The organism is Paenisporosarcina sp. P4_E4_2 (assembly GCF_056401595.1).
The window spans coordinates 1-1,423 of the sequence record NZ_JBFUJC010000516.1; the positions used below are offsets into that span (position 1 = coordinate 1).

At 46.5% G+C, this 1,423-nt stretch carries 1 protein-coding gene; it reads right to left on the reverse strand.

What is annotated here, in order from left to right:
- Positions 1–258 precede the first annotated feature (258 nt).
- On the reverse strand, positions 259–1,423 hold a 1,165-nt coding region (locus AC1DSB_RS19240; RefSeq protein ID WP_477587416.1), incomplete at its 5' end, for a hypothetical protein.

Consider the following 1,423-nt stretch of genomic DNA (forward strand, 5'->3'; position numbering starts at 1 on the left):
GTATAAGGGGTTTTAGGGTTCCACTTTACTGAAAAGTATCCCAGTGAACCGTATGTCAATATCATTTGGAAAACGATATAGCCATTAAAAGATGGAATATTAAAAAACCCGATTATGAAAGAAACTAAGACCGTGATCAGAATACTGGCTCCAATTGCCTGCATTAATTTCCTCATACTGAACATATAATCACCACTCTCAATAATTTTGGTGAAAAATAAGAGAGGGTTACCACCCTACTTGCAACCCTCTCTTCAGTTAAAAGCCAAATAGACTCTTAGCACCGTCAAACAGACCTTTCGCTCCATCTGCTATTCCTTTTCCTGCAGCTTTGACGCCACTTACTGCGCCATCATAAACGAATTTAACGCCATCTCTGACAGCTTTTTTCACTGCTTTACCAGGACCCGTTTCCAACAGTAATGTGACAGTCAAACCTACTAACAAACCGGCTGCTGCCCCAACAATGGTACCTAATCCCGGAACTACCGAGCCACCTATCGCACCCGCTGCCATACTGGCCCCTATAGTGGATAAGGCAGTGGTTCCGACGCCAATTGCTACATCAGTTGTTAGATCAGCTGCAAAATCAGTCGACACCAGGCCAATTGCCGATTTTTCGCCTTCTGAATAATCATAGATGCTATTGAATGAACTCAGCGCCAAATTAACGGGTCCATTCAATTTCATCAAATTCGCTTTACCATAGAAGCTTTTCGAAAATACATTAAAATCGGTATTCAAGCTGTTCTTGGCACTATTCCAAGCCGAGTTTATAAACGTTTTAGGTGAAGTGATATCTGCAATTTTTTTGCCATCTAAAAAAGTATTAACTCGATGTGGTCTCGGATTTGCTCCATTGGTCGGCAAATAAGCATTTCGACCATCCATCGTATATTTCTTGAACTTATCATAATAATGGTTAAAGAATTTGTTATTGATATTGCTCTGACCCGTAACTTTATAATTTCCTGATTCTAATTGACTAATGGTATATCCGGCATATTGTGCAGAAGCACCTTGTAAAACCGTATCACCAAACTCTAACACATATTTTTTCACGTTATCTGTTGTACTTGCGATGGCACCAAATATTCCGCGGTCAGGCTCGCCATTTGAAGCTGTGCCTTCAGAGCCTCCACCAGTTCCCGAAGTGCCACCTTGGCCTCCGCCAGGCGATGTTCCGCCCGGCCCGGTTCCACCAGTGCCACCCTGGCCTCCGCCTGGCAATGTTCCGCCCGGCCCGGTTCCACCAGTGCCACCCTGGCCTCCGCCTGGCAATGTTCCGCCCGGTCCGGTCCCACCAGTGCCACCTTGGCCTCCGCCTGGCAATGTTCCGCCCGGTCCGGTTCCACCAGTGCCACCTTGGCCTCCGCCTGGCAATATTCCACCAGGTCCAGTGCCACTTTGGCCTCCGCCAGGC